The 12,766-nt window shown below is 71.6% G+C and carries 11 protein-coding genes; 6 read left to right on the top strand and 5 right to left on the bottom strand.

Annotated elements, in window-relative coordinates; genetic code table 11:
• Nucleotides 1-71: 71 nt before the first annotated feature.
• The gene (locus J2S43_RS41970) at nt 72-2,207 is read left to right on the top strand and encodes a glycosyltransferase (protein WP_306839067.1); all 2,136 of its coding nucleotides are present in this window, start codon (nt 72-74) and stop codon (nt 2,205-2,207) included.
• 41 nt (nt 2,208-2,248) lie between these two features.
• On the opposite strand, the gene J2S43_RS41965 is transcribed toward J2S43_RS41970, so the two are convergent.
• The 3 genes from J2S43_RS41965 to J2S43_RS41955 form a co-directional block, all read right to left on the bottom strand.
• Nucleotides 2,249-2,701: a restriction endonuclease gene (locus tag J2S43_RS41965; protein ID WP_306839065.1), complete on the bottom strand. Its 453-nt coding sequence runs from the start codon at nt 2,699-2,701 to the stop codon at nt 2,249-2,251.
• Nucleotides 2,702-2,802: 101 nt separating this feature from the next.
• Nucleotides 2,803-3,324 carry a restriction endonuclease gene (locus J2S43_RS41960; protein WP_306839063.1) on the bottom strand — a complete coding sequence of 174 codons (522 nt, stop codon included), beginning with the start codon at nt 3,322-3,324 and terminating at the stop codon, nt 2,803-2,805.
• A gap of 81 nt (nt 3,325-3,405) precedes the next feature.
• Complete coding sequence (locus J2S43_RS41955; RefSeq protein ID WP_306839061.1) at nt 3,406-3,837, bottom strand: restriction endonuclease; 432 nt, start codon at nt 3,835-3,837, stop codon at nt 3,406-3,408.
• Nucleotides 3,838-4,188: 351 nt separating this feature from the next.
• On the opposite strand from J2S43_RS41955, the gene J2S43_RS41950 reads away from it, so the two are divergent.
• Nucleotides 4,189-5,466: an ATP-binding protein gene (locus tag J2S43_RS41950; RefSeq protein ID WP_306839058.1), complete on the top strand. Its 1,278-nt coding sequence runs from the start codon at nt 4,189-4,191 to the stop codon at nt 5,464-5,466.
• Between the two features lie 26 nt (nt 5,467-5,492).
• Here J2S43_RS41950 and J2S43_RS41945 read toward each other — a convergent pair whose 3' ends face one another.
• On the bottom strand, nt 5,493-6,311 hold the full coding sequence (locus tag J2S43_RS41945; protein WP_306839056.1) for a PDDEXK family nuclease: 819 nt from the start codon (nt 6,309-6,311) through the stop codon (nt 5,493-5,495).
• Between the two features lie 127 nt (nt 6,312-6,438).
• On the opposite strand from J2S43_RS41945, the gene lon reads away from it, so the two are divergent.
• The 4 genes from lon (at nt 6,439) to J2S43_RS41925 (ending at nt 11,180) form a co-directional block, all read left to right on the top strand.
• Nucleotides 6,439-8,730, top strand: coding sequence for an endopeptidase La (gene lon, locus J2S43_RS41940; RefSeq protein WP_306839054.1), 2,292 nt, complete (start codon nt 6,439-6,441; stop codon nt 8,728-8,730).
• Nucleotides 8,731-8,853: 123 nt separating this feature from the next.
• Entirely contained in the window at nt 8,854-9,672 is an 819-nt protein-coding gene (locus J2S43_RS41935; protein WP_306839053.1) for a hypothetical protein, read from the top strand.
• A 14-nt stretch (nt 9,673-9,686) separates the two neighbouring features.
• Nucleotides 9,687-10,550 (top strand): NAD(+)/NADH kinase, encoded by an 864-nt coding sequence (locus J2S43_RS41930; RefSeq protein WP_306839051.1) that lies wholly within the window; start codon nt 9,687-9,689, stop codon nt 10,548-10,550.
• Between the two features lie 180 nt (nt 10,551-10,730).
• Nucleotides 10,731-11,180 carry a hypothetical protein gene (locus J2S43_RS41925; protein WP_306839048.1) on the top strand — a complete coding sequence of 150 codons (450 nt, stop codon included), beginning with the start codon at nt 10,731-10,733 and terminating at the stop codon, nt 11,178-11,180.
• A gap of 626 nt (nt 11,181-11,806) precedes the next feature.
• On the opposite strand, the gene J2S43_RS41920 is transcribed toward J2S43_RS41925, so the two are convergent.
• Complete coding sequence (locus J2S43_RS41920) at nt 11,807-12,658, bottom strand: LysR family transcriptional regulator (protein WP_306839046.1); 852 nt, start codon at nt 12,656-12,658, stop codon at nt 11,807-11,809.
• Nucleotides 12,659-12,766: the final 108 nt, after the last annotated feature.

Raw genomic sequence — 12,766 nt, 5'->3', positions numbered from 1 at the left:
AGGGTTCTCGCCGGTGCGATTCGGTTGCGGAATGGTCTCAGCCTCGGGCGGGACCGGCCGAATGCGAAGGCATGAGCTCTGCGAGCCTCGACGTGGTGGTGACCGGCGGCGGCAGTCCCGCGGAGCTGAAGGCCACGCTGGAGGCGCTGAGGCCCGCGCTCGGCGTGCGCGACGAGGTGGTGTGCGCGCTCCCGGCCGGGCGCGCCGGCCTGGACCGGGTGGTGGCGGCGCTGCCCTGGGTGCGCGCGGTGCCCGGCGGCCGGATCGAGGCGGTCGCCGCGACCGGGCGCGACCTGCTGCTGTTCGTGGACGGCGACATGATCCTCCCCCGGCACTGGCTGGACGCGGTCCGCGAGGTGCTGGACGACGGGACCGTGGTCGCGGCCGGCCCGCGCTGCATCGGCTCGATCGGCCCGCAACGTGCCGAGATCACCCAACCCGCGGGGGTACGGGAGGTGCGCGACCTGGCCCGGGAGTGGCGCGAGCGGCGCCGCGGCGAGCGGTACGACGTGGACCGCCTCGGCCCGGTCTGCGTGGCGCTGCGCCGGTCCGCGCTGCTCGCGGCCGGCGGCCCGACCCCGGACCTGCCCTGGGAGCGGCTGCGCGACTCCGGCCGGATCGTGCTGGTCGACGACGCGCTGGTGGCCCACGCCGGCTCGGCCGCCTGCGGGCTGCGAGTCGTCACCGAGTCGCCGCTGCTCGTCTCCGCCAGCATGATCGTCCGGGACGAGGCGGCCTCGATCGGCGCGAGCATCGACGCGGTCACGCCGTTCGTGGACGAGGTCGTGGTCTACGACACCGGCTCGGTGGACGACACGGTCGCGGTGGCGCGCGCGCACGGGGCCCGGGTGATCGACGGCTTCTGGGACGAGCACTTCGGCGACGCGCGCAACCGGGCGATCGCGCACTGCACCGGGCGCTGGGTGCTCTGGGTGGACGCGGACGAGACCGCGGCCGGCGACCCGGACGCGCTGCGGCGGCGGCTGTCCGCGCCCGGCGGCCCGGCGGCGTACCGGGTGCGGCAGGTCAACGAGTACGCGAACGGCACGCAGGTGGTGGTCTTCCCGCGCCTGTTCCAGCGGGACGTGGCGCGGCTGGCCGGCCGGCTGCACGAGCAGGTGGTGGACCGGATCACCGGGGGCCCGGCCGCCGGGCCGGAGATCGGCGACGTGGAACTGCGGCACGCGGGCTACTCCTTCGCCACGTTCGTCACGAAGGACAAGGCCGAGCGCAACCGGCGGCTCGCGAACCGCGCGGTCGAGGACCGGGTGCTGGCCGCGGACGCGCTGGCGAACCTGGCCCGGGCCGAGTTCTCGTCCGGCAACCTGGCGGAGTCGATCGACGCGGCCCGGCGCGGCCTGGAGACCGACGCCCGCCGCCCGGTCCGGATCAAACTGCTGACCACGCTGATCCGCGCCTGCACCGCGCTGTCCCGGGTGGACGAGGCGGCCCGCGCGCTGGACGAGCTGCGCACGCTCGCGACGAAGCAGGTCACGGTGGACCACATGGAGGTGCTGGTCCGGTACGCCGAGGGCGACGACGAACGCGTGGTCGCGCTGGTCGCGGCCGTGCCGGAGCGAGCCGAGGACGACGGCGCGGTGCTGGTCACGCGCAGCCAGCTGACCTCCTACGAGATCCACAGCCTGATGCGGCTCGGCCGTACCGCGGACGCGGCCGAACGGCTGCGCGCGGAGCTGCGGGCCGGCCGGATCCCGATGCCGATCGTCGGCATGGCCGACACGATGCGCCGGGCCGGCGCGGACGTCGCCGAGATCGCCGCGCACGTGCCGCCGTCCGCGCTGCGCGCGCTGATCCACGAGGCCGGGCAGGCCCCGGTCTCGCTGGCCGAGCCGCTGACCGACGGCCTGTGGCGGCGTTTCCCCGGCGAGCGGACCGTGCTGGCGCTGGCCGCCTGGCTCGGGCCGCGCATGCCGGTGCCGCGCGCGCTGGAGTGGTCGTCCCGGCTGCGTCGCGCCGGGCACGGGTCGCAGTGCCCGCTGCTCGGCGTGGCCCGCAACGCGGACCGGAGCGCGCGGGACCGGTCGCTGGCCGCGGCCGTGGCCCACGAGACGTTCCAGGAGCGGGACGCGATGCCGCTGCTCTCCGCCGCGCTGGACGAGGTGCCGGCGGACGAGGAGGCCGCGGTGCTGGACGAGCTGCGCCTGATCGCGCCGGGCATCGCGGCCGCGGTCGAGCCCGCGGTCTAGCCACCGGCCGATCAGTGCGGGGGTCGGTCGTGGACCGCCCGTCAGACGGCCGGGTAGCGCAGGAAGTGGGCGTAGTCCGCGCTGGTGCCGCTGCCGCCGCGCCGCTGCCGGGGGATCCGGGGCGCCGCCGGCTCGCCGATCGAGATCGCGAGGACCGCGGGGTCGTGCGTGTGCGCGGCCCGGTTGCCGGCCGCGACCGTGAAGCCGGCGCAGGAGTAGAGGACGCCTCGGTCGGCGCCGAGATCCTCGAGCTTCGCCACGAAGTGCTCCACGCACGAGATCCCGACCGGGCGGTGCTGCTGGCGGCACTCGACCGCGACCGTGAGCGGCAGGCCGGCCACCGCGCCGTGGATCATCACCTGCACGTGCCGCGGCGCGCCGCTGAGCCGCCCGTCGTGCCGCCGGTTGTAGACGACGTGGGCGTGGTCGAACGCGGCCAGCAGCCGGGTCAGCGACTGCTCGTACCGCTTCAGCTGGATGCCGGTGGGAGACATCCGCCGACGTTACGAGCATGCTTCGTACCCATGTCGCCCTGGTTGTCCGTTCCTCGCCCGATCGTGCGGCCTGGAAGCCGGCAGGTCAGGAAGCCGGCAGGTCAGGGGGTCCAGAGCTCGGCGGTGCCGCCGAGGCGCAGGAAGAGCGCGAAGTCGGCCTGGTCGACGTCGGTGGAGTCGTGCGGGGGCAGGCCGTCGCGCACCATCCGGCCGTCGCCCAGCGTGATGGCCATCACGGGCGGGCTCTGCGCGTGCGCGGCGCGGGCCCGGGCGCGATCGGTGAAGCCGGTGCAGGAGTAGAGCACGCCGCGGTCCGCGCCGATGTCGAGCAGCTTGCCGACGAAGCGGTCGACCGCGCCGACGTCCACCGGCCGGTGCCGGCGCTGCACGCACTCGATCGCGGCGGTCACCCGCACGCCCAGCACGGGGCCCTGGACCAGGACGTCGACGCGGCGCGGCGATCGGCTGAGCCGGCCCTCGACGCGGCGGTTGTACGCCACGTCGACGGGGGGCTCGAAGCCGCCGAGGAGCCGGCTGATCGAGGCGTCGAAGAGCGTCAGGCGACGGAGCGTGTCGGGCTCTTCATCCGGGTCCGGCGGCTGGTCCGCGTCCGCTGGTTGCACAACGTTGAGCGTACGGGCGAGCGAGGCCGGATCATCGCCCAATTTGTGCGTCTTTGCCATTAAATCCGTAGGAACTTGCCGTCAGCCACCGATACCGGCGCAGCGCCAGAGGAAGAGCGCGAAGTCCGCCTCGGTGATCTCGTCCACGCCGAACGGCGGCAGCGGCTCCACACCGCGCCGCTGCCGCGGGATCCTCGGCCCGCCGCCCAGCGACACCGCCATCACCGCGGGCCAGCGCGCCGCCGCGGCCCGTGCGCGGGCGCACCGGGTGAAGCCGGACCGCGAGTAGAGCACGCCCCGGTCCGCGTCCACGTCGAGCAGCTTGCCGATGAACCGCTCGACCGCGCCCACGTCCGCCGCCCGCCGGCCCTGCCGGCACTCCACCGCCACCGTCACGCCCGCGCCGAACACCCGCCCGCGGACCAGCAGATCCACCTGTCTCGGCGATCCACTGAGCACGCCCGGCACCCGGCCGTTCACCGCGACCTCGGCGTTACCGTCGAAGCTTGACATAAGGCGTGTAACGGACATCTCGTACCGTTGGAGCGGCGAAAAACACGGAAAGAGGTCGAAGGCGGTCACCCTGCGAAACTAGAAGCGGGCTGTGGGTGAACGTCGCCCAGACTGTGCGACACCGCCCGCATGGCGGACCGTAGCCCCACCCGAAACCCCAGAACTTCGCACATGACCGGACCGCTCCAGCGGCCGTTGCCCTCTACCGGCGACTCGGCCGCCCCTCACGATTCGGCCCTCACACCTCCTCCAATTTTGGTAGTTCGACCGCTCCAATTTTGGTAGTTCAGTTGCTCAAATTTTGGTAGTTTGCTGTCCGGAGATCTGGTAGTTGGGCTGCGGGAGGCAAGCATGACGGGACCGCTCACCGGAATCGCGGAGCGGCGCGTCTCCGCGTTGCTCGACGACTTGGTCCGGATCGAGCCGGTCATCGCGCTGCACGGCCCGCGCTCCGTCGGCAAGTCCACGGTGCTGAGCGTTCTGGCCGACGCTCGAGGTGTGCCCGTTCTGGACCTGGACGAACTGGGCACCCGAGATGCCGTGACAGCCAACCCGCAGACGGCCGTCGCGACCCAGGGCTTGCTGTGCGTCGACGAATATCAACACGCCCCACAGATCCTCGACGCGTTGAAGGCTCGACTCAACCGCGAAGGCTCCCTGCCTGGCACCGCCGTGCTGACCGGGTCGACCCGCCAGGACGCGCTGCCTCGTACGGCGCAGGCGCTCACCGGCCGGCTGCACACGATGACCATCTGGCCGCTCTCCCAAGGGGAGATCTACGGCGTAAACGAGGACTTCCTGCCAGCACTTCGAGCAGATCCCGAGACAACGGTCGCCGCCCGGCCGTCCTCGACGACCGCCCGAACGGAGTACGTAGACCGGCTCTGCGCCGGGGGTTTTCCGCTGGCCCTGCGTCGCGTCGGCGCCGCACGAGATCGATGGTTCGACAACTACATCCGCCAGTCCCTGAAGCGCGATGCCATCGAACTCGTCCGAATCCGCCAGCGCAACATGCTGCGTGAGCTGCTGGGCCGGCTTGCCGGGCGGACCGGGCAGATTCTCAACCTGGCCAACGTATCCCAAGGGCTCACGGGCGAGCGCAGAACCATCGAGGACTACGTCCGGCTCCTCGAGGACCTCTTCCTGATCGACCGGCTTCCGGCCTGGGGCAAGACGCTACGCTCCCGATCCGCAGCCTCACCGAAGGTGCACGTCATCGACACCGGGGTAGCCGCTCGGCTCATGCGGATTACGCCCGCCAAGCTCGCCGGCCTGGATCCGACCGCCTTGGTGGAATTCGGCCACCTACTCGAAACCTTTGTCGTCGGCGAGCTTCGCAAGCAGACCTCCTGGCTGGACGAGGAGGTCTCCACAGGCCACTGGCGAACTCACGACGGCGACGAGGTCGACTACGTCATCGAGTTCAACGACGGCCGAGTCCTCGCGTTCGAGGTCAAGGCGAACGAACGCGTCTCGGGTGCGGACCTCAAGGGCCTCCGGACGCTGCGAGAGACGCTCGGCGACAGGTTCATCGCCGGAGTGGCGCTCAGCACCGGGCTGCGTTCTTTCACCTACGAGGACCGCATCCACATCATGCCCGTGGACCGGCTCTGGACATCCATCGGCTGAGGACTCCGGTGCCGGTGCGCCGGGTGTCAGAGGGGCGCGAAGAACGGCGAGTTGAGCGCGGGATGCCGGGCCTGGAGGTGGTCGTACGCGCGGAAGAGATCGTCGCGGCTGAGCCACACCGGCGGGGTGGTGTCCAGGCGCTTGAGGCGCTCGCCGACCGCGAGCGCGGCCAGATCTTCCGCGAGGCGGTCCAGGGCGAGGCCGCAGTCGAAGCCGTGTGGCACGAGCCGGACGCGTTCCAGCAGGTGGCGGCCCTCGGGCAGCTCGACCCAGGCCCAGCCCTCCGCCGCGCCGTCCGGCGTGGTGACGTGCAGGCCGCGGATGATCGGGTCGGCCAGGTCGCGCCCGATGTAGGCGTCGACCGCGGCGGCGCGGGCCAGCGTGCTCAGGTCGTTGACGAAGCCGTCCCGGCCGTCGGGGAGCCGGCCGACGATGTCACGAAAGCCGGACCCGGTGCCGGTGGCATCCCGGAACGCCCGTGCGTCCAGCAGATACTCCACCACCCGGCGGGCCTGCGTGGTGGCGCCGAGGATCGGCGAGACCACGCGCAGCCACTCCAGCCCGACCGTGCCGCAGACGGTGGCGAGCATGCGGTCGAGCCGCTCGTCCGTGCCGGCCGGGTCGGTGAACTCGGCCGCGAAGACCGGCATCCGGCTGTCCGGGTCGAGCGCGACGAAGTCACATCGGGTGCGCAGCGCGGTGTTCCACTGGTTCGGGCTGACGCCCTCGGGGCGGCGGGCGACCAGCTGGCTGAGCCTTCGGTCAGGCTGGACGACCCAGCGGCCGCGCGCGAAGAGCTGCTCCTCCGCGGTCTCGACCGGGCGCAGCGGTGACGGGGTGCTCATGACCCACCACTGTAAGGACCCGGACCGGCCACTCGGCGTCGCGTGCGCGTCGTGTCGCGCATCACGGACGGGAAGACGGACACGGTGGGCGAGGTTGAGTCGGGCAGGCTCAAGATTGGGGTGTCCGATGGCCACACTTCCCGTACTGCCGTTGACCGACGACGTGCTGCTCCCCCGCATGGTTACCCCGGTGGAGCTCGACTCCGCCACCCAGGCCGCCGTGGACGCGGCCCGGACCAGCGGCGACAAGCGGGTGCTGGCCGTCCCCAGAATCGACGGCGTCTACGGCCCGGTCGGCACCGTGGCCGTGATCGAACAGGTCGGCCGGCTGCCCAGCGGCGAGCCGGTGGCCGTGATCCGCGGACTGCACCGCGCGCGCATCGGCTCCGGCGTGTCCGGCCCGGGTGCGGCGCTCTGGGTGGAGTCCACCGAGATCGAGGAATCCCCGGCGACCGGGAAGACCCGTGAGCTGGCTCGCGAATACAAGGCGCTGGTCCGCGCGCAGCTGCAGAAGCGCGGCGCGTGGCAGGTGATCGACGCGGTCGAGCGGATGACCGACCTGCACGAGATCGCCGACTCCTCCGGCTACTCGCCGTGGATGTCGGTGGAGCAGAAGCGCAAGCTGCTCGACGAGACCGACCTGACCGCCCGGCTGGAGCTCCTGGTCACCTGGATCAAGGAGCACCAGGCCGAGGAGGAGGTCAGCGAGAAGATCAATTCCGAGGTGCGTGAGGGCCTGGAGGCGACCCAACGCAACTTCCTGCTCCGCCAGCAGCTCGCCGCGATCCGCAAGGAGCTTGGCGAGGACGAGCCTGATGGCGCCGGCGACTACCGCACCCGGGTGCAGGAGGCGGACCTGCCGGACAACATCCGCGAGGCTGCGATGCGTGAGGTCGGCCGCCTGGAGCGGGCCAGCGACGCGTCGCCGGAGTCCGGCTGGATCCGCACCTGGCTGGACACGGTGCTGGAGATGCCGTGGACGACCACCACGGAGGACAACACCGACCTGGACGCGGCGCGCGCCGTGCTCGACGCGGACCACGCGGGCCTGGACGACGTGAAGGACCGGATCCTCGAATACCTGGCGGTACGCAACCGGCGCGCGGCCCGTGGCCTGCACGTGGTCGGCGGCCGTGGCTCCGGCGCGGTGCTCGCGCTGTCCGGCCCGCCCGGGGTCGGCAAGACCTCGCTCGGCGAGTCCGTCGCCCGCGCGCTCGGCCGGAAGTTCGTCCGCGTCTCGCTCGGCGGCATCCGGGACGAGGCGGAGATCCGCGGTCACCGGCGCACCTACGTCGGCGCGCTGCCCGGCCGGATCGTGCGCGCGATCCGCGAGGCCGGCTCGATGAACCCGGTGGTGCTGCTCGACGAGATCGACAAGATCTCCGCCGGGTACGCCGGCGACCCGGCCGCCGCGCTGCTGGAGGTGCTGGACCCGGCGCAGAACCACACGTTCCGGGACCACTACCTGGAGGTCGACCTGGACCTCTCGGACGTGCTGTTCCTCGCCACCGCGAACGTGGTGGAGTCGATCCCCGGCCCGCTGCTGGACCGGATGGAACTGGTCACACTGGACGGCTACACGGAGAGCGAGAAGGTGTCGATCGCCCGCGACCACCTGTGGCCGCGGCAGCTCGACCGAGCCGGTCTGACCGCCGAGGACGTGACCATCACGGACGAGGCGCTCGGCACGATCGCCGTGGAGTACACCCGGGAAGCCGGCGTCCGTCAGCTGGAGCGGGCCCTGGCCAAGGTGCTGCGCAAGGTGGCCGTCAAGAGCGACAGGATCGATGTCGGCACCGCCAACCTGACCGACTTCCTCGGCCGGCCGAGGTTCTTCTTCGAGTCGGCGGAGCGCACCGCGGTGCCGGGCGTGGCCACCGGGCTCGCGGTCACCGGCGCCGGCGGTGACGTGCTGTTCATCGAGGCCACCGCGATGCCGGGCGAGGGCGGGCTGACGCTCACCGGCCAGCTCGGCGACGTGATGAAGGAGTCCGCGCAGATCGCGCTCTCCTACCTGCGCTCGCACGACCGGGCCGCGCCGCTGGACGGCAAGCGCCTGCACCTGCACGTCCCGGCCGGCGCGGTGCCGAAGGACGGGCCGAGCGCGGGCATCACGATGGTCACCGCGCTCGCGTCGCTGGCCTCCGGCCGGCCGGTCCGCCCGGAGGTGGGCATGACCGGCGAGGTCACGCTGGCCGGGCGGGTGCTGCCGATCGGCGGCGTCAAGCAGAAGCTGCTGGCCGCACACCGGGCCGGCCTCACCGAGGTGATCATCCCGGCGCGCAACGAGCCGGATCTGGACGACCTGCCGGCCGAGATCCGCCAGCAGCTGACCATCCACGCGCTCGCGGACGTGGCGGACGTGCTGGAGATCGCGCTACGACCGGCCGAGGTCACGGCCGAGCGCCCGGCGGCTTAGTGAAACGGCGCGGCCCGGGTGCTTTCTCACGCACCCGGGCCGCACCGCGTCCGCACCCGTTCCGCTACCGGCCGCCCGCCTAATTCTCAGCGACAGACCCGCCGAGAAACCTGGGACAACCGCATGCAGAACCTCCGCCGCCGGATGCTCACCCCCGTCCTGGCCGCCACCGTCGCCATCGCCCCCGCGCTCGGGCTCGCCGCACCGGCCTCGGCCGCCCCGGCCGCGCCGGCCGGGTTGGTCTTCGCCCAGGAGGCGGCGGACGAGCCGGACTGGCACCCGGCGAGCGTCAGCGTGACCACGGCGAAGATCAGCAAGACCGCGTTCACGCTCAAGTCCTCGGAGGGGTGCGCGAACCGCGCGCACATCACCGCCACGCTGAGCGGCCCGCTGCCGACCGAGAACGTGCTGGTGTCCGCGGTCGGCGTGGACATCCGGCGCAACGGCGCGATCTACGACGCCACGCTGCTGACGAACACGCGTGGCAACGTCTGGGAGGGTGACCTGCTGGTCTGCGGCAAGGACCCGGCCGGCACCTACAGCACGGAGCTCTACGGCGCCTACGTCACCGGCACCGGCGTGAACGACCCGAACCTGACGTACTACCGCACCAACGTGACGACCGGCAGGTACACCGTGAAGCGCCCGGCGTCCGTGACGCTGAACGCGGCGCCGGAGCCGGTGCGGAAGGGAACGAAGCTCACCGCGAAGGGCGTGTTCAGCACGGACGGCAGGGCGGCGGCGAACACGAAGGTGCAGATCTGGTTCAAGGCCGACGGCGCGTCCGCCTGGTCCCGGCAGGCCACCGTGACCACGAACGCGAAGGGCGCCTACGGCAGGACCTTCAAGGCCACCACGTCCGGTACGTGGAAGGCCGTGGTGCCCGCGACCGGCTCCCGCAACGAGGTGGTGGCCTACGACGCCGTGCGGGTCCGTAAGTAAATACCATCATCAGCATGGGCATGGTTCACACCGTCGGGCTGGTTCTGCACCCGAAACGGGACTCGAAAATCGCGATAGACACGATCGTCGAGTGGGCGCGCGCCCGCGGTGTGACCGTGCTGGGCCTGCCGGACGAGATAGCGCGCATCGACTGCAGCGCGGTCCCGGCCGGCGAGGAGGAGTTGCTCGACCGCTCCGACCTGCTGGTCAGCCTGGGCGGCGACGGCACGATGCTGCGCAGCATGCGGCTGTCGGCCGGGCGCAGCACGCCGGTGCTGGGGGTGAACCTGGGCCGGCTCGGCTTCCTGGCCGAGATCGACGTGGACGACCTGCCGGACACGCTGTCCCGCATCGACGGCCACGACTTCACGGTCGAGTCCCGGATGGCGATCACCACGCTGGTGCCGGACGGGACCGAGGTGACCGCGTTCAACGACATCGCGCTGGCCCGGGTGCCCGGCGAGGGCATGGCCGGCGTGGCGATCTCCGTGCAGGGCGCGCCGTTCGTGCGGTACGCCGCGGACGCCGTGATCGTGGCCACCTCGACCGGCTCCACCGCGTACAGCTTCGCGGCCGGCGGCCCGATCGTCTCCCCCACCGTCGAGGGCTTCCTGGTGGTGCCGTCCTCCGCGCACTCCAGCTTCAACCGCGCGCTGGTCCTCTCCGCCGACGAGGAGGTCGTCCTCGACCTGCTCCCGACCAGCGGCGAGCTGGCCCTGGAGGTCGACGGCATCATCGCCGGCCGCCTCCGCCCGGGCGACCAGATCTGCGTCCGCGCCCGCCGCGCCGCCGCCAACGTCGTCCGCCTCGGCCAGACCACGTTCTACGAGCGCGCCCGCCGCAAACTCCGCGTCAACGGCTCCGCCGAGGTGGATTAGTTCAAGGGCAAATTCAAGATCCGGCTTTCCCGCTTCCGGCGTGGCCGGTTTCCGCATGCTCCCGGCTCCGTTGCCCATTCGGCATCGGAAGCCGCGAGCCCTGCCCGGAGACCGGAGGCATCAGCCCGAAATTTCGGATTATTTCCGCCATGGCTCGGACGGCGTCGAGCGGAAGCCGGCGTGGTGGTCGTGCTGTCGCGACCACTCATGCCCGAAGGATCATTGACCGACACGAAGGAGAGGTCGAATATCGAAGTCGACCTCTCCTTCGTGTCGGTCAATGATCCTTTGCGGCGAGCCGCCGCCGAACGGGCAACGGAGTCGCTCCCGCGGGCACCGGTCCAATGCCACTCGGCCTATTTCGATCTTGGGGGGCTTATTCAGCGTCGCCCTCGTCAGGCGGCCCGGCCTGCGGCAGCGCGGCGTTGGCTCGCCGCGCTGAATAAGCCTCTTGAAGTAGGGGCGGTACGGCCGCACTCCTCTGACCGGCGGGAATACTGTCAGTTCGAGGTCACCTTTGCTGTCGGCGCGCGAATGGCGCACGGCCTCCGCGCGCCGAAACACCGCCGGCGGCAGGCAGAGCCGCACCTCTCCGATGCGCCCGGGCGCCTTGCGCCCGAAATTTCCTGATAAAGCCGCCACGTGCCTGCCTGGCGACGCCGTGAATTCCTTGACGGCCTTGGGCCTGACGCCTGAGTGATCAATCAATGGAGCAAAAAGGCGATCAACTTCGGTTTTTGATCTACTTTTTGCTCAACTGATTGATCACACAGGGTCGCGGCGGTGGCACCTCTCGGGCGGGCAGTCCGCGCCAGAGGGTCGGATGTCACGATATTTCGGGTGTGGAGCGCCTGGTTGCCGCGCGCGGGGCTCGGGTGGGCCCGCGCTCCCGGTCCGAAGGGGTGGGCAACAGAGGTGGACGGGCGGCGTCGCGCGGATGCCGGTGAGGTGCTCGTGGAAGGCGCAGGTCGGATTCCATGAGGCTTATCCAGAGCAGCGAACCGGCACCGCGTTGCCGCAGGCCGCGCGGTCTGACGAGGGCGGCGCTGAATAAGCCTCCATGATCAACTTAGCCTGAGTGGCATTGGGCACCGGTCGTCACTGGCGCTCCTTCCTGCCGGTCTCCGGCGTGGCAGGAACAAGACCCGCACGGCAGGCACCGAGGCTCGGCATCAGGCGAACGGGCCCGCGACCCTCAAGTCGTTCTGACCGACTTGAGGATCGCCTCGATCACCGGAAGGACGCCGGGCGGTGACTCAGCGGGCGTGCAGGTGCTCCCGAGCCGTGGAGCGGAACTCCCTGATCAGCGGGTTCGCGTCGTCGGGGCGGGTGGCCAGGACGACGCGGCTGGCCGGCGCGTCCGACAGCGGCACGGTGGCCAGGCCGGGGCGGAGCAGGCTGCGCCGGTCGCCGGCCGGCAGCACCGCGATCGCCTGACCGGCCGCGATCAACTCCAGCTTGTCGTTGCCGCTCTCGACCGCCGGCGCCGGGCCGATGCCGAACAACCGGTACGCCGGCTCGGTCAGCGGGCAGGGCAACGGCTCGTGACCGGCCAGGTCGGCCATGCGCACCGAGGCGTGCCCGGCCAGCTCGTGGCCGTCCGGCACCACGAGCACCCGGGACTCCTCGTAGAGCGTGCTGACCCGGACGTCGCCGTCGTCGAACGGCAGCGGGGTGCGGGCCACCAGCGCGTCCACCCGGCCGTCGGTGAGCGCGCCCATCTCCCGGCAGTCCAGATGCCGCGTGTCGATGTGCGCGTCCGGGTGGCGGCGGCGCAGCTCCCGTACCGCCGGCGTGATGATCAGGTCTTCGACGTAGCCGATGGTGAGCCCGGCCACCGGGGCGTGGGCGCGCGCGGTCAGCGTGGCGTCGGTGGCGGCCCGCAGCAGCGCGTGCGCCTTCGGGAGGAACGCCTTGCCGGCCTCGGTGAGCTGGTTGCCGTGCGGCGTGCGGTCCAGCAGGCGGACGCCGAGGTCGTGCTCCAGCCGCTGGATCTGCCGGCTCAGTGACGGCTGTGCCAGGTGCAGCTCCGCGGCCGCCCGGCTGAAGTTCAGGTGCTCCGCCACCACGGTGAAGTAGCGCACGAGCCGCAGTTCCAGGTCGTTCACCGGTCCCACCGTACCGCCGCCATGCGGTTTCGGTATGGGGGTGTGCGGACCGGGTCTTGGACGGCCGGTCCGGGCACGGATTGACTCGGGAGGCACCCACGGAGCGAC

It is taken from the genome of Catenuloplanes nepalensis, from assembly GCF_030811575.1.
In the GTDB taxonomy this organism is placed as follows: Bacteria; Actinomycetota; Actinomycetes; order Mycobacteriales; family Micromonosporaceae; genus Catenuloplanes; species Catenuloplanes nepalensis.
The sequence above is the reverse complement of the archived record's forward strand: the minus strand, read 5'-3'. Positions and strand labels throughout refer to the sequence as shown.

What these genes read in the sequence shown, in the direction of transcription:
- J2S43_RS41935 (WP_306839053.1), top strand. Translation starts at nt 8,854, where the DNA reads ATGCAGAACCTCCGCCGCCGGATGCTCACCCCCGTCCTGGCCGCCACC.
- J2S43_RS41955 (WP_306839061.1), bottom strand. Translation starts at nt 3,837, where the DNA reads ATGTCAAGCTTCGACGGTAACGCCGAGGTCGCGGTGAACGGCCGGGTG.
- J2S43_RS41965 (WP_306839065.1), bottom strand. Translation starts at nt 2,701, where the DNA reads ATGTCTCCCACCGGCATCCAGCTGAAGCGGTACGAGCAGTCGCTGACC.
- J2S43_RS41950 (WP_306839058.1), top strand. Translation starts at nt 4,189, where the DNA reads ATGACGGGACCGCTCACCGGAATCGCGGAGCGGCGCGTCTCCGCGTTG.
- J2S43_RS41930 (WP_306839051.1), top strand. Translation starts at nt 9,687, where the DNA reads ATGGGCATGGTTCACACCGTCGGGCTGGTTCTGCACCCGAAACGGGAC.
- J2S43_RS41945 (WP_306839056.1), bottom strand. Translation starts at nt 6,311, where the DNA reads ATGAGCACCCCGTCACCGCTGCGCCCGGTCGAGACCGCGGAGGAGCAG.
- lon (WP_306839054.1), top strand. Translation starts at nt 6,439, where the DNA reads ATGGCCACACTTCCCGTACTGCCGTTGACCGACGACGTGCTGCTCCCC.
- J2S43_RS41970 (WP_306839067.1), top strand. Translation starts at nt 72, where the DNA reads ATGAGCTCTGCGAGCCTCGACGTGGTGGTGACCGGCGGCGGCAGTCCC.